Below are 18,490 nucleotides of genomic sequence, written 5' to 3'. Positions count from 1 at the left end.
TCTTTAACTATTCGGGAACTGACCAGTAGTCAGTGGTGTATCGGAAGCCCACGCTGGGCGCTAAGCCCAGAGCTCGTTCTATGGCAGCACGCACAGCAGCTTTGTCCTCCACTCCCCTATACCTGACAAACACATAATCCTTTGCCGGGTAGGCACCGGAAAGCAGTTGCGCAACATCGGGTACTTGAGCACTGAAGGGAGCTTTGACTGTGAGAGGTTTGTGTCCTGCGTAAAGCTGAATGTGGTATTCCAACCAGTTCACGAAATCCTGATGATGGCCGCCGATTCTTTCAGCTCCCGGAAAACTTATCGAGATCACGAAAAACCTTGTCAGCCCTGTATAGGCTTTGATGTTGCTTTCGATTAGCTGCCTTTGGCGAGCCTCTACACCAGAAATTTCATGCTTGCTAGCAGCTTGCGCCAGAGGAAATGCTGCCGCGGTCACAAAAATGATTCCACAAAGTAGATATCTGATCATGAGCTTCTCCCATCCTTTCAACTCCTTATCCAAGTGAAGAAATAGCTTTTCACCGGACTTCAACTTGCAAACAATTGTGTATATACACTATATTGATGGCATACCGAACAGGGAATCAAAAATACGTTAAGGAGAACTCAATAAATCATGAACACTGGTACCGTTTCGTTTCAGCACCAGAGTTTGTAGGCTTAGTGAAGTGAAGGTTTAAACCTGACGGACTGACTTTCAGAAATGAACCTTCGCTTCGAGCGAGGAAAAGCATGAACATACAGATCGATAAACTCCGCTCCTTCGTCCTGATTGCTGAGGAAAAAAACTTAACTCGGGCAGCCGAGCGTCGTTTCTCAACGCCGGCAGCCGTAAGCGCACAAATTCGCCAGCTTGAAGACGTAACCAATCTTCAACTGTTCGAACGGACATCCAAAGGTATGTTGCTCACTGAAGCCGGAAGGCAACTTTTGCCTCTGGCATACAGGGTCATTGGCGATCTTGAAGAATTGAAATCGACCGCGAACGCTCTCGCCGGAAACCACAAGAAGCGCCTCGTTCTGGGACTTAACGCACTCCCGGAACTCCTAAAGATCGATTCTGTACTGGAAATGGCGGCCAGCAACCTTCCCGATCTTTCCCTGGTTGTTAGGTCAAGCAACTCGTTGTCTATTCATCAAGATGTACTCAAGGGCCAGTTGGATCTGGGATTTGTTTACGGAGGGGACGATCATGATGAATTGCGACATTCAGAGTTAGGGCACATAGACGTTGTCGTCATTGCATCAACACGCACTGGGCCAGAGAAACTGCCATCTGACCCTGAAGAGCTTGCCTCATTACCGTGGGTCTCACCTTCTGAGAGCTGCCCCTACATTCGCCTTCTCAAAGATAAGCTTGGTGCCGCTCATTCCGCTGCGAACATCGCCGCCACCTCAGATGATGAATATTCCACCATTGCTATGGTTAAGGCCGGCCTGGGATTTGGTCTACTGGAGCGTCAGTTTGCGACGGTTGCAGCCTCCCGAGGCGAAGTGAGAATCGTACCCGGTTTCTCGGGCAGAGTTTCGCTAAAGCTGATTGCTAGAAAAGATAAGTACTCCCAGCTCCCTGAGCTCTCGGATTTTTTCCGTCTAGTCGAGAGCGAGTGGACGGCCAAAGGGTGCACAACGTGCCTGTCGCAGGAAAAACTTGATGGCGCACTGATAGTTGCGAATGGGCGGAAACCGGAAACAAGCACCGTCCAGACTGATTGTGCCTGATGAGTCGGAACAGATTGCGGTTGTTCAGCCAACACCCGAAAGCGCTCGGCGGCGTGGTTGGATTTATTTTTTTACCAGTACACTTGCTGGTTCCGATGGATCAATCTGTCGGGCTGGCAGCGCTTCTGTTATGCCTGATCGCCGGTGTTTATATCGGATTCGCGGTTTTAAAGGGAGACTCGCCTAGATTTCTTTTTGAGCTCACCGGGGCACTGGTTTTCGCGTTCACAGCTTGGTTTGCGATGTATTACGAGCCTTGGGTGATTCCTGCTTTGTATGTCCTCCATGCCGGCTGGGACTGGTTGCACCACCTAAGGAACCTCAGGCATATGCTGCCTTCTTGGTATATCCCGTTCTGCGCGATTGTCGATCTACTGGCGGCAGCCGGCATTTCTATTGCTTGGCTGGCGAAGTGATCTAGCTACTACGAGGGATGCGGCACGCCATAGGTCTCAGATAATAGCTGAAGAGAGGCCCTTCGATGAAAGAAAAGCCCTACAGCATTAAGAAACAACCTGCTGCTTCGGAGAGTATCGAATTCTGGTTCGACTTTGGCAGCCCTTACTCCTTTCTCAGTGCCATGCGGATCTCAGCCCAAAGAAAAGAAAGCGTTCTGTGGAAACCTTTTCTACTAACCAGAGTATTTGACCATGTCGGCTGGGATGGTGCGTTATCCCAGTCTAGCCCAGACAAAAAGAAGTACGTGTGGCGTGACGTTGAAAGAACTTGCAACAAATTCGGTTTTGCGTTTAAGAAACCCTCTAGGTTCCCACGGTTGGGCGAGGCCGCAACAGCAATTGGAGCTTATGCGATTGGTAAAGATTGGCAGCCGCTCTTTTGTCGAGATGTGTTTCAACTGAACTTCCAACACGACATTGACATTGACTGCCCAGTGGTTATTCGAGAGTTGCTTGACAAACACTACGTTCAAGACGACTTCTGCTACGAGATTCTCAATAGCCCCAGTTTAGTAGCGTTAATAAACCGCAGCGAAATAGAAACTGCATTAGAGAGGGCGGTTTTTGGTTCACCAACTTTCTTTTCCAATGGCGAGATGTTTTGGGGGAATGACCGGCTAAACGACGCTTTCAGGTAAAGATATCAGCGCCCTTCCTCAATCAAAATAACCATGAGCCCATATATACGCTTGGATCCTGGCGAGCCATCGAAAAATCCAGAGAGCTATATGCGGGCGGCGGAGCTCCGACAACGCCCGCATTTCGCAGGGGCTTAGAAACTAAATTTAACACCCAATTCGACTCTACTCTCATCTCTGAACCGGCCGAATTGCCCCTGATTATCCCCGAAAAAATAGTCAACGCCGCCATGAAGAACGACGTTCGTGGCCAATGTATACTCCGATGATATTTGTAGAAGCGAATCCTTGTTCTGATTGTCGAAAATAGCGAGAGCCTCAACGTTCACGGTATTATTCAAGAAGTCACGCCTCATCAGGAGCGTCATTTGCTCTATAGTGCTATCGAGCTCTCCATGCACATCAGGTCGATGGCTTTGAAACAGTTGAGCACTCAAAAGAGTGTCGGAGAGACCGCTGTAATCTACGCCGATCACATATGAAACCTCTTCAGACTCAAATACAACGCTCGAACTCGGATCACTGATACGTTTTTGGGTTTCAAAACCAACCTCGCTGCGCAACGTGAAATCCCCAAACGGCTTGGATGCTGTAAAACCAAACAAGTGGGATCTGTTGTAGTCTGCTTCCAGCAAAAGCAACGATGGATCAACTCGTATTAGAGGGTCATCAACCGTGTGGTAAAGGTAATTCGCAGTGAGGTCCCAGCCATTCTGAAAAGATGAAAACCTAAAGCCGTAATCTCCATCCGTGAAAGACTCGGGACGATTAACGACTAACCGCCCTGTGCCATCGAATGGATCCGGTATTAAAGAATAGGTAGCTCCAGGCAGGGTGCTCTCGGTTACCGTAGCATCAGGAACCCATACAAACTGCGCGGTCCCGGATTGGAATGGCACCTCTAGCATCGCGGACCAAAGTGGGATACGCCGGTATTCGATGTCTGGCAGGATAAATTCTCGATAGCTTAGCGGATTAATCACGTCGAGCACCCTCAGCCCGTCGGCTTGCCCCCAAACTATTTGCTGCTTTCCTACGCGAAGGAAAGCGTCTCCGAGGTAGTGGTCTAAAAACAATTCCCGCAATTCAAGCTCAGATTCGTCCGAGGGAAACGACTTTCTGGTCATCCCGGCTCGAAAAGGCTGGTCTGGACTACCAGGGTCTATTTGATCCTCGATATCGTTACGAACCTCGAGGTTTAGAGTAAGTTTGCTCCCGGTATCAAACCGAGTAACGAGTGTTGGACGCCAGATAAGCTCGTTCTTCTGCCAATCTCCGCGCTCTGGAGCATAAGCCGAGTTGAACTCAAGGATCGAGGATAGATCCGTTTGGGCGCCCCAAACAGGGGCGCCATTAATCAGCAAATATAAAATCAAAAGCTTGGGATACCTCATTTCAATACCCCCTCTTCAACGAGTTTTTCTGGAAGAGACGTTCCGGGATCGTGGCGTCATAATCTGTGTTTCTGAATTCCAGGCGGGTCTTGTGCCCTGTTTTCTGGTTCTCCGCCGTTATTTCGACTACTGACCAGATCCCGTCAATATTCTCGATTCGACGTGTGTGAACTGTTTTCAGATAGTTCCCAGCTACGTCCCAGTACTCCGTGTACCTCGGCATCCAGACTTCGGAATCGATTCGCAATACGATTTTGCTATAGCCAAGAGCCTCTCGTGCTGCTGCAGAATTCGGCGTGGCCTCGATAACCCAGGTATGGTGACTGTCGATAGTTTCTTCTCCGAGGAGCTCAAAGTCGTAGTCCTCCGCGGCAATCTTGCTTTCCTTCTTGATTTCTTCATAAGTGAAGTCAGTACCCAAGAAATAATCGCCACGGTCGGAAGCAGATATGCGACGAACTTTACGGAGGGCCGGTAGGTAAAGCCACTGATCATCATCTTGTGCCTGATCCGCATAGTCCCAGGTCAGAAAAGCTGTACCTGCAACGTTGGCCGGGTCCGTGTAAAAGATGACTGTTTTCTTGGTATCGCCAAAATAGCGACGAAATGCCTTGGTTTTCTCGACCCTGGAATTGCCGTTTCGGTCGGTTAATGTGAGAACCATATCCCGTTGGACTGACTCCCCTTCTTCACGATTATTCATCTTCTCAACGACTTGCTGCGCAGTTACAGCCGCAGAGTCGGCCAACGCATTCGTCGTAACCACGGTCCCTGCGATCAAGCAGGCAAGAACTGCAGCGACTTTCCAGAAACTCTGGTCTTGATGAAACAAGAACCTAGGCTTTACGACGATTGCGATGGCGGGCAAAACCACAAGGCTAGCAACGAATGCAATCGAAACCGCTAGAGCAACCAATAAGCCAAAGTTAACAAGCGGAGGAACCTGGCTGGTCAACAGCACGCCAAAACCAAGGCCAACAGCAAGTAAATTGAACCAAAGAGCCCTGCCAGTGGATTGAAATACGCTCCTTATTCCGGCTTTGATCGAGTCATCATGATCGGCGCGCAGAAATTCCTTGAGACGATCCAACGTATGAATTGCGAAATCAACACTCAAACCAATTGCAATTGCTGCAAACATGGATGTCCCGACTCCCAACCATATCCCCTTGAAACCCATCACTGCATAGATAACGAGAATGGAGAGCCCAACGGGCAGTGAAGCCATCACTCCACCTGCAATAGAACGGAAAAGTAATGAAGCCATCACGAACACAGCACCAAAAGAAACTAGAACGCTCATCAAGTGGCTTTCGGCAATACCCGCTATCCAGTGATAGTCGACGTTGACGCGACCACTGATGTTTGCTTCGACTTCATCCCCGAATTGGTCATTGAGATACCGCTCTAGATCTGGAATCAGCAACTTGCTTACTTGATAAGAGCCCGTTTTTAAGTTGGCCCTGACCAACGCCGTCTGACGCTTGGAGTCAATCCGGTTCTCGAAATCAGTTGGATCGCCGGATGCCGTGTATAGAAGAAAAAGCTGAGCAACAAGATTCTCATTGTCAGGAAGCTCGTAGTATTCAGGCTCGTCATTGTTGACGGCTTTGTTCATTTGCTTGATGTAGTCAGCAATGGACGTAGTTCCATGAACTTCGGGCTGGCTCTCCAGGAACTCTTGCAGGGCTTCAATCTGGCGGAGAATCTCCGGATCGTAGATCCCATTCTCAACGGGAGCCTCGATAACCACATCAAGGTAGTACGTCCCGTCCATCACGTCGTTGATGGTTTTATCTGCAACGTAAATGGGCTCGTGCTTCTGAAAATTCTCGATGCGCTCTTCATTCACTTTCACCTGCGCAGCGCCTACCGCAGCCAAACCGGCAACCAAAGCAGCTACAAAGATAGTTATCTTTGGTCTGGCTGTTGCCGCGACACTCAAAACCCGAACCAGGAGAGTCCGCTGACTCAACGACCCCCTTTGTTTGAAACGTCGACTACGCTTCACCGGCAGCAGCGAAAGCAGAGCAGGAGTAACGAACAGCGTGAAAAGCCAGGCAGCAAAAACAGCGATTGCACCAAACACACCGAAATACTGCAGCGGCGGCATATCATTGGTGGGGTACAAAGCTAAAAATCCTGCTGCAGTAGTGAGAGTTGTAAGCGTCACCGGGCGCCACATGTGGGCCAGCGCAGAAGCAATTGCGCCCCGCTGTCCAAGCTCATGGTCACTTTCCAACCGTTCATAGTATTCAGAGAAAATGTGTACCGAATCAGCCACGGCTATGCCGATCATGCAAACGATCAAGCCATTGGTGATTACATAGAACTCCACGCCGGAAGCCGCCATCAAACCAAGTGTTCCTACAACCGTTCCGGCCACTACCAGGTTGGGAATAATTGCAGCCCGTGGCGTAAAGAATGCAACGATCAGAATGATGGTTATGATGACCGCAGCCAGCGGGTTCAGGCGCTTTGCATCCTGATCGATGTAAGTTGAGAGATAGCCTGAAATCGCGCCCTCTCCAGCAACATGAATTGAATCGTTGGCACCATTGGGAGCGCTTTCGATCAACTCAAGAACGTCATTGTAGGTCTGCTCTGCCTGGCTTTGGTCCAGCAGCTCGGCAACCACCAACGTCATAGAGCCGTCTTCGGAGACCAAACTTCCCTCGTACAAGGGGAAACTTTCGATCGATTTCCTGATCCAGGAGATATGTTCCTGCGTCAGCGGACCGTCGAGAAACTCACGAACTTCCATTCCTGCAGGATCTCCCTCTATGTTCGATTCAGTCGCCAAACTCGTGATTCCGTCCGGGTCGATATTGGGGACAGATTTGACGTTATCTGTGATCCATCGGACCAACTCCAGGCTGTCTCGGTTGTAGATGCCCTCGGCGCCCTCTGCGTGCACCGCGATCACTAAAGGATCTTTCAGGTTGAAAATTTGCTCGACCGTTTCGCGGTATTTTAGGGCAGGCTCTTCCTCACTGATAAACGCATCTGCTTGCGTGTTTTTTTGCAAAGAACCCAATTGACTACCCAAAGCGATCAGCATTCCAAGCGCGAGGAAAAGGGACACCCAGCGCCATCGAATAACGCCCAAGAAAAAGCGGTAAGCAGTTGCTCCGGAATTCACTATGTCTTTCATTTCAAATCACCTTTAGTGTATATACACTCTCCAAATCCAAAAAAAGGCGTGTGGACACCACGCGCTTTGACTAATAGAATAGTGTATATACACAAACGTTGCAAGGCGCTAATTTATGCCCTCAAAGAACTCTGCTACCACATCACCAATGGGAGTTGCGCAAACATGTGCGGCCCTTCATTCGAGAGTATTTTCGCGATTGATAACTCGTCACTACAACAACAAGTTGGCGAGCACTGGCCTGCGCATTACACAGTTCTCGGTGATGAATGCCATCAAGGTGTTCCCACCCGAGTCGATTCACCAGTTAGCTGAAATTCTCGGAATGGAACGAACGTCACTCCAGAGAACCGTTGAAAAACTAATCGACAAAGGATTACTGAAGTCCGAACCGACTGGCAACAGACGCTCTCTGGGTTTATCCCTCACACCGGAAGGCGAGAAGATTTATCTCGAGGCCCTTGAGTGCTGGGAAGAAGCCCATAAGGAATTTACTAGCATGGTTGGCGAGGAAAACTGGGCCAAAACTTCAAAACAGCTGCAAGGCTTCAGCAAACGGGTAAAGGAAACTCTTTAATTGTGTGGCATTTTCCGGGACGTTAGGATTGGTTTTAAACCGAGAAAACGTCCCAGAGGTGCTTAAATGAGTAAACAACAAGACAGTACTGCTTCGCGAAAGAATGCCAAGTTTAAAGCTTTAACATCAATCATCGGTGGCCTCGGATTGGGCATGACCATCGGTGCTACGATTGGTTTCACGGTATGGGATCCAATCGAAGGTCTGGCCCTGGGGTTCGCGTTGGGCGCAGGTGCCGGGGGCGTATTGGCCTCACTTTATTACTTCCAGGATATCGAATAGCCGTGGCCGACGGCTTTGGTGAGAAGTCGGCCCGGAGTAGTGTCATCAATATCGAATACATGTCGGACTTAGAAATCCTGAATAGCCCTCCCTCATCGGCGGACTAACGAGATTTTTTCTGCTGGTGCTTCAACATCGCTTGGCTTAATAAAGTCCATAATCCTATCGATTACCATTGGTGCCTTCAGGATTCTCTTGTGCCCTAGGTTTCGAGTATGGAAAACAACTGAATTGACGATCGCGTCATTCAACTCCACGGCCTCTGAGAAAGGAATTTCTCGATCCTTCTCATCATGAATTATCAACGCGGGGGCTCGAATTGCTGCTCCAACAATTCTTAAGTCCATAGCTTCCGTACTCAGCCCTACTTCATTTTCAACCTTCGAGAAAAATTTGGCCCGGCAACGAGTACCAAGATTCAAAAACTCCGAGAACCGCCTGAGCACCCCGCGAATTGTCGAGGGGCCTGCTATAAGAACAATTTTACCAAAACACCGCTCGTGGGCAGCGACGTACGCCAGAGTCCCCGCGCCCATCGAATGACCGACGGCGATATCGAAATCTCTGCCGGCAAACTCACGAGCTGCCACTATTGCTTCGATGAAGCGCCCGGGATGGGATCGTGATGCATCACAAAGACCGTGACCAGGCGGATGCAAGCCATAGACTGTATATCGTTGAGTATCGAGACGATTGATGAGTTCTGAGAACTGGCCAAGCCATCCGGACCAGCCGTGAACAACAAGTACTTTCACGGGCCCGTCGCCACGGACAGATAGGAAACCGCTCTCACCGAGCGAATGAACACTATCGAAATCGTTCATCAACTCATGTCTTTTGGAATTCGAAATTCGGGGACTCATCATCAGACTCATGGCGGTTTTTGCGGCGCCACCGGGGAAAACGCGGCTGTAACCACCAAAGGCTGATTGGAAAGCTCTAAATGCCCAACTCATGATTTTTACCTCAATGATGCATATACACTTAATATCACAAAGAAACAGGCGGTCACGACCCATTGCTTGGAATGAGACTATCAACTCAAGCCGTTACCTGCAGAGTTAAAGCTCATGTCCAACCTAATATAGTGTATGAGCACTTTATGTCAAGAGGCCCTTTTGCGCTTGCCTATGTCGCGATATTCTCTTGGCGATTTCCCAAAAAAAGTGCGGAAAGCGACAGAAAAACTGCTTGGAGAGTTATAACCAAGTTGATAGAAGATATCCTGAACCGAGCAGCCAGATACCAAGAGCGCCGCAGCTTCATGCATCCTGTAAAGTTGCAGCCATTGATTCACCGTCATGCTCGTTTCTCGTTTATAAACCCTCGATAGAGTTCTCCTGCTCAGGCCAGCGAGCTCGCAAATACTATCAACATCACAAGAAGCGAGTCCGTTCTCAATAACATATTGGGCAAATGTTCTGGCACGACGATCGACAGGAAATGGCAGATGCATGGGTTCTCTGGGAGCTCTACTGAGAGTCACATACAAGAACCGCATCAGTTGACTTTCATAGGACTCTTCTAAGTAGTTCCATGGCAACCCGCAAGCCTCAAGTATAAGCTCACGCAGTAATGGCGAGACATCGAGAACATCGCTTTTTCTGAGCCTCAGGGTGAGCTCGGATGCGCTTAAGTAAACCGCGTATACCTCAGATTCCTGTCGGCAAAACAAACTATGTTCGGTATTCCTGGGTATCCACAAAGCTCGATGAGGGGGAAGTACCCATCGCCCCTCAGGGGTCTGCATCTCAATTACGCCCCGAAGTGGATACAAAACCTGGTCGCGTCGATGCGAATGATTGCCAAGTATCTCGCCTGAGGAGAATTTCTGCCCGAGCCCTACAATGGGCGCAGGCGCGTCATCTGGTTTCAAGTTCTCACCTGCTGGATTGTCCAAAATTCAAAACATTATGGCGAACATCAGATAACGGTTCCCGCCGCTCATCTTCCATTCTAGAGGCTCCAATCTCAATTAGGAGTTAGAACGATGCCCTTTTCAAAACGACCTACTCGAAGGAGTGCTTTCCTATTGGTTCTTACATTCGCGTGGTCATTACAAACAATCGCAGGTGAGCTCTACACATTTACGTCTGGCGAGAACGGGTTTAAGACTCACAGCGTTTTTTACGACGATGGCGAGGAAGTAATTGTTGTCGATGCGCAATTTCTACCGAGCATTGCCGACCAGCTAATTGATACTATTCGGGACAAAACAGATTCTCCTATAACCAAGGTGATCGTAACCCACCCAAACCCAGATAAATTCAATGGCCTTGGCCGCTTCAAAGAACTTGGGGCAGAGATCATTTCTTCGGAGGCTACCGCAGACGACCTCCCTGTGGTTCACGCCTACAAGAGAAATTTTTGGGTAAACGTTGCTGGTGCAATCAAAGCAGAGGATTATCCAGAGTTAACGAAAATCGATGTCACTTACTCCAACAAAAAGGTCCTCACCACCAAGACCGGGGAGTACATTACGCTGATTCAACTTCCTGGTGATGCTATGTCCAGTGACCATACGGTAGTGCTATTCAATGATAAGGATGCCCTTTTCGTCGGTGATCTCATCCACAACGGAACCCACGCCTGGCTAGAAGGGCCTCTGCACAACGGAGTGCCGCAACCCAATATCAGCGCATGGATCAAAACCCTGGAACAACTCAGGGACATAGATGCTCACAAGGTTCTTGGTGGCCGAGGTGACTGGGGAGATCTGGACAACTCCGTTGAAGAACAGATTATTTATTTGCAGCGTGTGGACGACATTATCGACGAATATATTCAATCCAATGAAAAGCTCACCACGGAACTTGCAAGTACGGAGGCAGCACAGAAGCACTATTCGTTGGTAACCGATCAAATCGGGGATGCATTCCCGGCTTACAAGATGCCGGCAATGGTTCAATACAGTGTTTACGCCCTGCTGAACCAAAGGGCCAAGCCTGATTGACAGTGATCTCGGGTACGAGTCGCGAAGTGAGAAGACTCTCCTCGCGACTCCCTTCAACAAAAATTCTAAGCCGTTAAAATCAGCCCTCTACATTAATTACAACGTTGCCAAAAGCTCCTTTTTTCATTGCGTCGAACGCTTCCGGGGCTTGACTGAAACCAAAAACTTGCGAGACCACAGGTTTGATTCCTCTGGAATCCACTGCTTCAACAAATCTTTGCAATGCCTTACGGTGCCCCACTGAGATCCCATTAATTGAGATCTTTTTGACATTGAGAGGGATGAGGTCAACTTCGGCATATCGAGACTCCAGAAAGCCAATGCTGTGGAGCTGCCCCCCGTGACCTAGCACCGCCAACGATTCCTTTAGATTGTCTCCACCAATCAGCTCCAACACTTGTGCCGCCGGTCTGCCTTTGGTGTGCGTCAAGAATTTCCCGGACCATTCGTTTTCGCTCGAAGTATCAATGATAAGGTCGGCGCCTTCGCGATACGCATCCTCAAATTTTTGCGGTGATCTCGAAGTCAGCGCAACTTTGACACCATACGCTTTTGCGATCTTAAGCGCAGACAAGGCAACGCCTCCAGTTCCTTGAGCGACTACCCATGTGCCGGGCTTCAAACATCCGATCTCCTGAAGCGCAGACCAGGCCGTGAGCCCAGCAATAGGTAGGGTACTTGCATCAATTTTCGTAAGACTTTCGGGCGCTTTTACAATTCCTGTTTCTGGTACAACACAGTATTTCGATAATACACCTGGTAGCGGGGCTCCAAGCGTTCGATCATATCCACCATCATCAGGAAAATCGTCATCGTCGAGCCAAGTAGTTCGAAAATGTGATATCACCCGTTCACCCACATCAAATCCGTTAACATCCTCGCCTATCGCTGCCACATATCCACACATGTCAGAAAGAGGGGTGAAAGGCATTTCAGGCGGATATGGAAGCAACCCGCCACCGGCAACCAACACGTCTCGATAATTAACACTAACTGCGGCAACCTTAACCAAGACTTCGTTTTTTCCAGGCTCTGGAATAGATCGATCTCGCAAGTGCAAGTTCTCCAGCCCGAACTCCTCCAACTCCCATACTTGATTGCTAGACACTTTGATCATCGCGACGCTCCATTTCTTACGAGTTCTGGAGCATTCTGAAGTGGAAAAAAGTTACACTAAAGTGATATTTTTTCCTGTTTCAGTAGACCATAAAGATACTATGAGAAAAATTAGATCATTAGCGGAACTTGAAGTTTTCAGAACTGTTGCACGCCTGGGTTCATTTTCCGCTGCATCGGAGAGCCTTGCTCTAACCAAATCAGCCGTTGGAAAAAGCATCGCTAGAATGGAAGAGAAGTTCGACGGCCCACTTTTCTTTCGAAAGAACGGGAGGCAGCAGCCCACGGCCTTAGGACACAGACTGCTGACTGCGAGCGATCGCATTCTGTTCGAAGCGGACTACTTGGAAGGATACGTCTCCGATGGAGGTGAAGAAATTAATGGCTCACTTTCAATAAACATCCCAATAAGCTTCGGTCGGCGCTGTCTATTGGAGCCCTTAATCAGTTTTGTACGGCGGTATCCGAATATTGACCTCGAAGTCAGTTTTTCCGACCGATTCGTTGATATCTCCGAAGAACCATATGACCTATGCGTCCGACTGGGAGATCAGGTTGAGGAGCACGCGGCAACTGTAATTGACGTCGGAGCTCAGGATTATGGGCTCTATGCCTCCCCCGGATATATCAGTGACCGAGGAACAATTAGTGGTCGCAACGATATCGCACGACATTCTTTTATCGTGTTTGGGCGAGGTCTGACCCACTCGAGTTTGGAGTTTAAAATTAACGGCAAAAGATTCCATGAGGCCATCCGGCCGAAATATATTTTCGGCGAAGGTGAGTCTATGCTTGAGGCAACAGTCCAAGGTTTGGGAGTCGCCAAGTTACCAGATTGGCTTTGCAAGGATGCGGTCGACGCCGGAAATCTTATCCAACTTTGTGATGGATGGGTCTTCCATCCCCGACCAATCCGAATTGTTTTACCAAAAAACAAGCCCAGACCTACTGCGACAAACTTACTCATTGAGAAACTTGAAAGATCTTTGTCCAACCCTCTGTGTGGCAAACAGTAAAAATGCGCTACTGAGTTCTACTTGCCACTCAGAGCGACCAGATTGTTGTTAACGAGGTTTTCAAGGAAACCGGCCACGGCGCGAGTACGAAGCGACGACTTCATATCGGAATGAATTGCTAGGTAAATGGGCTGATCAATACCTAGATCTTCCATAAGACAAATTAGCCCAGCTTTGCTGGCAATAAAATGCGGAAGCACTGAGAGACCGATGTTTGCCTTAGTGGCAGCTACCTGGGCTGACAGAGAGGTGACTGCTAAGAGGGGCTCTCGGCCATGGATATTACGTTTAACCCATTGAGCGGCAGGAAGGTGGGACATCGATTCGCACCACGTTATGAATGGCTCATCACCAAAGCTTATGGTCCTGAGCCCCTTCTCCAGTCTATTTTTGTACTTGGCGCCACCGTAAAGCCCATAGCCCAGCATACCGACACGACGAAAAGTAATATTTCCACGCTCAGGCTTAACCATTCTCAGCGCAAGGTCTGCGTCACGCCGGTGTAGATTAACGGCGGAAATATCGGTTATGAGCTCAATGGCAATTCCCGGATACTGGCTATGGAATTGTGGTAACGCTGGTATGATCAAGCCCGTCGCGAGATTTTCAGCTGTTGCCAGTCGCACTGTCCCTGCTAGCTGCGCACTCGCTTCCGCACCTGAGACAAATGAAGCTGCAGAAGCTTCCATCACTTCAGCTTTTTCTACCAGACCGGCGCCCTCTTCCGTTAGTTGGTAGCCCGATTGCTGTCGGATGAATAGCGGCAGCCCCAAAGCCTGCTCGAGTCGCTCGATCCGCCGCGAGAGCGTTGCAACTCCCAACTTAAGATCTGACGCAGCCCCACTAAGTGAACCGGTCCTTACAACAGCAAGAAAGGCACGGATGTCATCCCAGACCCAATCCTTCAGCATAGGGTTTCCATATTCGGAAATCTGCTTACCGTTCTCGTCTATATTTTTCATCATTGGATAGTGCCACTCTATGATCTAAGCAATCAAGGAGGCACACCATGAATAAACGAACTCTGGGAAAGAGCTTGCCTGTTTCCGCTATCGGTCTAGGTTGCATGGGAATGAGTGAGTTCTACGGCTCACGAAATGATAAAGAATCGGTTCGCGTGCTCGCACGGGCAGTAGAGGTTGGTGTCGATTTCTTCGATACAGCGGACATGTATGGTCCACATCATAATGAGCGCTTGATCGGCCGCTTCTTAGCCAGCCATAGCGCTAAAGTCCGAATAGCGACGAAGTTCGGTATTTTGCGTAATCCCGGCGAGTACGCACGCCGCCTGGAGAATGGGGCTGATTATGCCCGCGAATCCTGCGAGGCTTCTCTGCGCCGTCTTGGTGTAGAACAAATCGATCTCTATTACGTCCACCGCCTTAACCCCGAACAGCCAATCGAAGAAACGATCGAAGGGCTTACGCGATTGATTAAGGAAGGAAAAATTGCCCATATCGGTTTATGCGAAGTAAACCCGGTAACACTTCGCCGCGCTCACGCTGTGCATCCCATTACAGCAGTGCAAACAGAGTACTCACTCTGGTCGAGAGACATAGAGAAAGGAGTTCTGCAAACCTGTCGAGAGCTAGGAATCGGCATCGTGCCTTATTCGCCGCTCGGAAGAGGTTTTCTAACGGGCCGGTTTCAGGATGCCTCCAAAATCAGCAATGACGACGTTCGAAAAAGCCTTCCGAGATTCGCCGAGGGAGCAATCAACATCAACCGCCGGATCGCGGACGAGGTTTCTGTCTTCGCCAAGCGAAAAGGTTGCACGCCGGCGCAACTCTCTCTGGCCTGGCTGTTGTCGAAGGGAGACGACATTGTGCCAATCCCTGGCACTAAACAGCTCCATTATCTTGAGGAGAACATCGCTGCAGAAAAGATCTCGCTCGATGAAGTTGAACAAGAAGAGCTTGAAAACGCGATCGGACGCCTGCCTGTGGTGGGAGAGCGATACACCCAAGAAGGCATGAAGGGAGTGGACGCATGAAAAACTCTGACCGCCGTAACAGGGCGTTAGCTATGCTCGAAAAGCTAGAACTCGGCTCTTCGAGTCGAGTATCCAGTAATCTGGATAGCTTCCATCCGGAAGCCACTGAAATATTGTTAGGTTTCGCTTTCAATGATGTAGTCGCACGCGACGATATACCACTCAAAACGCGTGAAATGCTGACTATCGCCATGCTCGCGGCAATCGGCACAGCACCAGGACAACTTGAGTTCCATGTTCGTGCAGCATTAAACAACGGAGTCTCTCGTGAGGAGATCATCGAGATTGTTCTTCAAGTAGCGGTTTACGCTGGCATCCCCGCAGCGATGAACGCAATAACCTCCGTCAAAGCTGCTTTTGCTACGAATTCCGACCACCAAATCTAGACTGCACTACCGCCTTGATTGGCTGAACATAGAATGGCCACCAATCGAACTATCGAGGCAGTTGTGAGTCCGAGATCTCGCTCAAAAAGAACAGTTACCGCACATTACCAAGAACCAGTTCACGCATTTCGTCAGCTGGTTAGTTTCCGATTAAACGAGTAACGCGAGGAAGTCATGAGCCTAAAAGTCACCGCGGATGCCAGAAAAGTACCGATTCATCAGGCAACGGCGATCGGGATAGTCGTTCCAAATGCAGACCGTCGAGGAGTGCGAAAGTACGGTTAAATGCCCAGACTTTGAGCCTATTTCCTCAGACCGTGGCCAACACCACCTACTTTCGAAATAGGGAGTTAAGTTCCGCTCCACTTGGGGCGGTTCCAAACCCTTCGAACCGCCCCTCCTCTGCTAAAGCCAGCATCGATTTCATAAAGCCTCCCCAAGCTGCTCGAGCCAGTGCTCCCCCCAAACTTACTCTGCAGACGCCAAGGTCAGCTAAATCTTGGCGAGTAAAATCGCTGTCCCATCCGATTAAAACGTTAACTGGCTTCGGGGCGACTGCTGCGACCACTGCTCGGATTTGTTCTCTTGTTTTGATTCCCGGAGCATACAAACAGTCTGCCCCAGCTTCGGCATAAACTTTTAAGCGAGAAAGCGTGTCTTCAAGGTCTGGGCGCCCAACAAAAAAGTTCTCGGCACGACCTGTCAGCATTACGCCCCCACCAGCGGCATCGATTGCAGCACGCGCTGCCATCATTCGATCTGCGGCCTCGCCAATTTCTCGCAATGGGCTACTGGGGTCCCCTGTCGAATCCTCGATCGAAATCCCGGCGACACCTGTCTCCAATGCCATGCTTACATTGTCAAACACACCTTCGGCTGTTTCCGCGAATCCACTCTCGAAATCGGCATTTATGGGGAGATCTGTGGAACCCACCATCGCACGGATGTGATCTAAAACTTCGGCGCATGACAACTGGCCATCTGCGCGTCCTTGCGACCACGCGTGGCCAGCACTCGTTGTGGCCAAAGCTTTAAACCCGTGCCTTGCGAGAAGTTTCGCACTTCCAATATCCCATGGGTTTGGGAGGACGAAACAACCCGTCCGATGTAACTCTCGAAATGCGGCGCGCTTTCTTGAAATGTCTTCAATAGTCATAGAATCTCGTTCCTTCAGAACTCAGAAGTTGCTCGTCGAAGTTAGCCACTGTTATCCAAGCACCACTCGACAGCATCCTCTAAACGGTCATCTCCCCAGAATAGCTCGCCGCTCACAACGAATGTGGGCGCGCCAAAGATTCCTTTCTTCTTTGCCTCGGCCGTTTGAATTCGGAGTCGATTCTTTACTGCATCGCTTTGGGCCTCTGCCAGAAGTTGATCCGCTGGCAACTCAAGCTTTTCGAGAATGCGGTGAATTTCATCTGTTGAATCCACCTCACAGTCGTCAACAAAGTTCTTATGAGAAACTGCCCTGCAAAACGGTCCGATCCATTCCGTATCTTGCCCAAGAATCGCCACTCTCATCGGTAGCAATGTTGGCCGTGGAAATCGGCTTGGCCAATTCCAGGGCAGGCCGTATCTTTCAGCTTGGCGCTCCATGTCCCTTTTGACATAGTCACCTTTGGCCTTTTGAAGAACAAACGGAGAGGTCGCCCAGCCCTGCTCCTTGAAAATGGCACCCAGCAAAAAAGGCCGCCACGCGAGTTGTATCCCAGTCCCATCGAGTAACGCTTCGATTCGATGCAGTGTGAGGTAGCTATAATTACTGCCGAGCTCGAACCAGAACTCCAGTTCATTAGTACTTCTCTGATCCTTCATATTCCTCATGACGCCCCCTTTTCTCTCAGTAAGCAACTAAACACCGCATTTCTATGCTCCTTCTCGGCCGCTGCTTTTCTACGTCAATCGGATTTTGAAAAGCAGAGTGCGGCGTGAACCGTGTTGCTCCCGAGATCTCCGTGTCGAATTGTTTGAAGAGAATGACTTCATCTCTCGTCATGTTGGAAAAATAGTTCCAACGGTGCTTTGGGGAATAGTTGAGGACATAGATCCAGCCGTCTCGCTTGGGATAAACAACCCGACCCTCGACCAAATCCATTGCTGACACGGAGCTACTGTCACATAGCGCCAAAGGCGTATCGATCTCCGGCTCGCCAATAGAGCGCCAAACGTTGATAATACTGTATCGACGTTTTTCTTCAGGGACCTCAAATCGGTCTAGTACCGCGCGGATTCTTCGTATACCCGAATGCACTGTGTAGTCGTTGTGAATGCGCCCGTTTGCTGGCGCAGCTCCACTTTTTCCTGAACGTCTCCCGAAGTTCAAAGGTTGGCCATCTGGCTCACGCGCTCGGAGAAGGTGGTCAAATATATAGACGTCCCTTCCTCCGGTTGCCTTTCGAACCAACTCCTTCATCTCTTCATAATAGACTGATTCAACCAAACTCTTATCGGTGAAATCGGACACACTGGTTGGGGCTGACCAAAGCTCAAAACCCTCGACTTCAAGTGAGGCCCCAGTAGCCCTTGCATCGGCAATCGAGACCATTCTTTGTTCGTAATCGACATTCTCCCAAGGAATTCCTGCCGGCGGCTCATATGTGTAGTGTGTAGGTGCTTCCTCACTACTGGGAACGTAACTGAGCATCGCTGAAACAGGGACGCCTGCAATCGTTTTCGGTGCTAGTTCGAACTTATGCTGTGACATGCTGCTACTCCCAAACTCGACATAGGATGTTCCATTACAGGGTCCATGAACCTTGTACGACGCTCAAACGAAACGTTCGACTCGGAAC

19 protein-coding genes are annotated in these 18,490 nt (G+C 49.6%); 9 read left to right on the top strand and 10 right to left on the bottom strand.

Translation table 11 applies throughout. The features are described from left to right. Positions 1-7: 7 nt before the first annotated feature. Positions 8-478 carry a hypothetical protein gene (locus ACO06L_RS16765; RefSeq protein WP_202348633.1) on the bottom strand — a complete coding sequence of 157 codons (471 nt, stop codon included), beginning with the start codon at positions 476-478 and terminating at the stop codon, positions 8-10. Between the two features lie 263 nt (positions 479-741). On the opposite strand from ACO06L_RS16765, the gene ACO06L_RS16760 reads away from it, so the two are divergent. The 3 genes from ACO06L_RS16760 (at position 742) to ACO06L_RS16750 (ending at position 2,827) form a co-directional block, all read left to right on the top strand. Further along, entirely contained in the window at positions 742-1,731 is a 990-nt protein-coding gene (locus tag ACO06L_RS16760; protein ID WP_202348634.1) for a LysR family transcriptional regulator, read from the top strand. Positions 1,732-1,751: 20 nt separating this feature from the next. Further along, on the top strand, positions 1,752-2,147 hold the full coding sequence (locus ACO06L_RS16755; RefSeq protein WP_202348635.1) for a DUF6010 family protein: 396 nt from the start codon (positions 1,752-1,754) through the stop codon (positions 2,145-2,147). A 65-nt stretch (positions 2,148-2,212) separates the two neighbouring features. Beyond that, positions 2,213-2,827 carry a 2-hydroxychromene-2-carboxylate isomerase gene (locus ACO06L_RS16750; protein ID WP_202348636.1) on the top strand — a complete coding sequence of 205 codons (615 nt, stop codon included), beginning with the start codon at positions 2,213-2,215 and terminating at the stop codon, positions 2,825-2,827. Between the two features lie 134 nt (positions 2,828-2,961). Here the strand turns inward: ACO06L_RS16750 and ACO06L_RS16745 are convergent, their stop codons facing one another. Both ACO06L_RS16745 and ACO06L_RS16740 read right to left on the bottom strand, forming a co-directional pair. Next, entirely contained in the window at positions 2,962-4,221 is a 1,260-nt protein-coding gene (locus ACO06L_RS16745; protein ID WP_202348637.1) for a DUF1302 family protein, read from the bottom strand. Between the two features lies 1 nt (position 4,222). Continuing rightward, positions 4,223-7,375, bottom strand: a complete 3,153-nt coding sequence (locus ACO06L_RS16740; RefSeq protein WP_202348638.1) for an outer membrane lipoprotein-sorting protein — start codon at positions 7,373-7,375, stop codon at positions 4,223-4,225. Between the two features lie 115 nt (positions 7,376-7,490). Between ACO06L_RS16740 and ACO06L_RS16735 the strand changes: the two genes are divergently transcribed. Then, the gene (locus ACO06L_RS16735; protein WP_202348639.1) at positions 7,491-7,952 is read left to right on the top strand and encodes a MarR family winged helix-turn-helix transcriptional regulator; all 462 of its coding nucleotides are present in this window, start codon (positions 7,491-7,493) and stop codon (positions 7,950-7,952) included. Positions 7,953-8,018: 66 nt separating this feature from the next. Then, a complete protein-coding gene (locus ACO06L_RS16730; RefSeq protein ID WP_202348640.1) occupies positions 8,019-8,234 on the top strand; it encodes a hypothetical protein in 216 nt (71 codons plus the stop codon). A 92-nt stretch (positions 8,235-8,326) separates the two neighbouring features. Here the strand turns inward: ACO06L_RS16730 and ACO06L_RS16725 are convergent, their stop codons facing one another. Next, on the bottom strand, positions 8,327-9,190 hold the full coding sequence (locus tag ACO06L_RS16725) for an alpha/beta fold hydrolase (protein ID WP_202348641.1): 864 nt from the start codon (positions 9,188-9,190) through the stop codon (positions 8,327-8,329). 149 nt (positions 9,191-9,339) lie between these two features. After that, positions 9,340-10,110: an AraC family transcriptional regulator gene (locus tag ACO06L_RS16720; protein ID WP_202348642.1), complete on the bottom strand. Its 771-nt coding sequence runs from the start codon at positions 10,108-10,110 to the stop codon at positions 9,340-9,342. 156 nt (positions 10,111-10,266) lie between these two features. Between ACO06L_RS16720 and ACO06L_RS16715 the strand changes: the two genes are divergently transcribed. Continuing rightward, positions 10,267-11,187, top strand: a complete 921-nt coding sequence (locus ACO06L_RS16715; RefSeq protein WP_202348643.1) for an MBL fold metallo-hydrolase — start codon at positions 10,267-10,269, stop codon at positions 11,185-11,187. 79 nt (positions 11,188-11,266) lie between these two features. On the opposite strand, the gene ACO06L_RS16710 is transcribed toward ACO06L_RS16715, so the two are convergent. Beyond that, positions 11,267-12,304 carry a zinc-dependent alcohol dehydrogenase family protein gene (locus tag ACO06L_RS16710; RefSeq protein ID WP_202348644.1) on the bottom strand — a complete coding sequence of 346 codons (1,038 nt, stop codon included), beginning with the start codon at positions 12,302-12,304 and terminating at the stop codon, positions 11,267-11,269. Positions 12,305-12,344: 40 nt separating this feature from the next. On the opposite strand from ACO06L_RS16710, the gene ACO06L_RS16705 reads away from it, so the two are divergent. After that, the gene (locus ACO06L_RS16705) at positions 12,345-13,319 is read left to right on the top strand and encodes a LysR family transcriptional regulator (protein WP_202348645.1); all 975 of its coding nucleotides are present in this window, start codon (positions 12,345-12,347) and stop codon (positions 13,317-13,319) included. A gap of 17 nt (positions 13,320-13,336) precedes the next feature. On the opposite strand, the gene ACO06L_RS16700 is transcribed toward ACO06L_RS16705, so the two are convergent. Next, on the bottom strand, positions 13,337-14,284 hold the full coding sequence (locus ACO06L_RS16700; protein ID WP_202348646.1) for a LysR family transcriptional regulator: 948 nt from the start codon (positions 14,282-14,284) through the stop codon (positions 13,337-13,339). A gap of 44 nt (positions 14,285-14,328) precedes the next feature. On the opposite strand from ACO06L_RS16700, the gene ACO06L_RS16695 reads away from it, so the two are divergent. Further along, positions 14,329-15,312: an aldo/keto reductase gene (locus ACO06L_RS16695; RefSeq protein WP_202348647.1), complete on the top strand. Its 984-nt coding sequence runs from the start codon at positions 14,329-14,331 to the stop codon at positions 15,310-15,312. Continuing rightward, complete coding sequence (locus ACO06L_RS16690; protein WP_202348648.1) at positions 15,309-15,698, top strand: carboxymuconolactone decarboxylase family protein; 390 nt, start codon at positions 15,309-15,311, stop codon at positions 15,696-15,698. The genes ACO06L_RS16695 and ACO06L_RS16690 overlap by 4 nt, the downstream gene beginning before the upstream one ends. A 331-nt stretch (positions 15,699-16,029) precedes the next feature. Here ACO06L_RS16690 and ACO06L_RS16685 read toward each other — a convergent pair whose 3' ends face one another. Genes ACO06L_RS16685 through ACO06L_RS16675 form a run of 3 tightly spaced genes read right to left on the bottom strand, consistent with a single transcriptional unit; the run spans position 16,030 to position 18,402 of the window. After that, complete coding sequence (locus ACO06L_RS16685; protein WP_202348649.1) at positions 16,030-16,854, bottom strand: isocitrate lyase/PEP mutase family protein; 825 nt, start codon at positions 16,852-16,854, stop codon at positions 16,030-16,032. Positions 16,855-16,895: 41 nt separating this feature from the next. Further along, complete coding sequence (locus ACO06L_RS16680; protein WP_202348650.1) at positions 16,896-17,522, bottom strand: 2-hydroxychromene-2-carboxylate isomerase; 627 nt, start codon at positions 17,520-17,522, stop codon at positions 16,896-16,898. Positions 17,523-17,538: 16 nt separating this feature from the next. Beyond that, positions 17,539-18,402, bottom strand: coding sequence for a CmcJ/NvfI family oxidoreductase (locus tag ACO06L_RS16675; RefSeq protein WP_202348651.1), 864 nt, complete (start codon positions 18,400-18,402; stop codon positions 17,539-17,541). Positions 18,403-18,490: the final 88 nt, after the last annotated feature.

Origin of the sequence: Marinobacter sp. (assembly GCF_965229985.1) — a bacterium.
Classification (GTDB): Bacteria; Pseudomonadota; Gammaproteobacteria; order Pseudomonadales; family Oleiphilaceae; genus Marinobacter.
The sequence above is the reverse complement of the archived record's forward strand: the minus strand, read 5'-3'. Positions and strand labels throughout refer to the sequence as shown.

Bases quoted from the DNA above. Each gene is read 5' to 3' on its own strand.
- ACO06L_RS16765 (WP_202348633.1), bottom strand. From the start codon at position 478: ATGATCAGATATCTACTTTGTGGAATCATTTTTGTGACCGCGGCAGCA.
- ACO06L_RS16760 (WP_202348634.1), top strand. From the start codon at position 742: ATGAACATACAGATCGATAAACTCCGCTCCTTCGTCCTGATTGCTGAG.
- ACO06L_RS16750 (WP_202348636.1), top strand. From the start codon at position 2,213: ATGAAAGAAAAGCCCTACAGCATTAAGAAACAACCTGCTGCTTCGGAG.
- ACO06L_RS16745 (WP_202348637.1), bottom strand. From the start codon at position 4,221: ATGAGGTATCCCAAGCTTTTGATTTTATATTTGCTGATTAATGGCGCC.
- ACO06L_RS16740 (WP_202348638.1), bottom strand. From the start codon at position 7,375: ATGAAAGACATAGTGAATTCCGGAGCAACTGCTTACCGCTTTTTCTTG.
- ACO06L_RS16735 (WP_202348639.1), top strand. From the start codon at position 7,491: ATGCCCTCAAAGAACTCTGCTACCACATCACCAATGGGAGTTGCGCAA.
- ACO06L_RS16730 (WP_202348640.1), top strand. From the start codon at position 8,019: ATGAGTAAACAACAAGACAGTACTGCTTCGCGAAAGAATGCCAAGTTT.
- ACO06L_RS16725 (WP_202348641.1), bottom strand. From the start codon at position 9,190: ATGAGTTGGGCATTTAGAGCTTTCCAATCAGCCTTTGGTGGTTACAGC.
- ACO06L_RS16710 (WP_202348644.1), bottom strand. From the start codon at position 12,304: ATGATCAAAGTGTCTAGCAATCAAGTATGGGAGTTGGAGGAGTTCGGG.
- ACO06L_RS16700 (WP_202348646.1), bottom strand. From the start codon at position 14,284: ATGATGAAAAATATAGACGAGAACGGTAAGCAGATTTCCGAATATGGA.
- ACO06L_RS16695 (WP_202348647.1), top strand. From the start codon at position 14,329: ATGAATAAACGAACTCTGGGAAAGAGCTTGCCTGTTTCCGCTATCGGT.
- ACO06L_RS16690 (WP_202348648.1), top strand. From the start codon at position 15,309: ATGAAAAACTCTGACCGCCGTAACAGGGCGTTAGCTATGCTCGAAAAG.
- ACO06L_RS16685 (WP_202348649.1), bottom strand. From the start codon at position 16,854: ATGACTATTGAAGACATTTCAAGAAAGCGCGCCGCATTTCGAGAGTTA.
- ACO06L_RS16680 (WP_202348650.1), bottom strand. From the start codon at position 17,522: ATGAGGAATATGAAGGATCAGAGAAGTACTAATGAACTGGAGTTCTGG.
- ACO06L_RS16675 (WP_202348651.1), bottom strand. From the start codon at position 18,402: ATGTCACAGCATAAGTTCGAACTAGCACCGAAAACGATTGCAGGCGTC.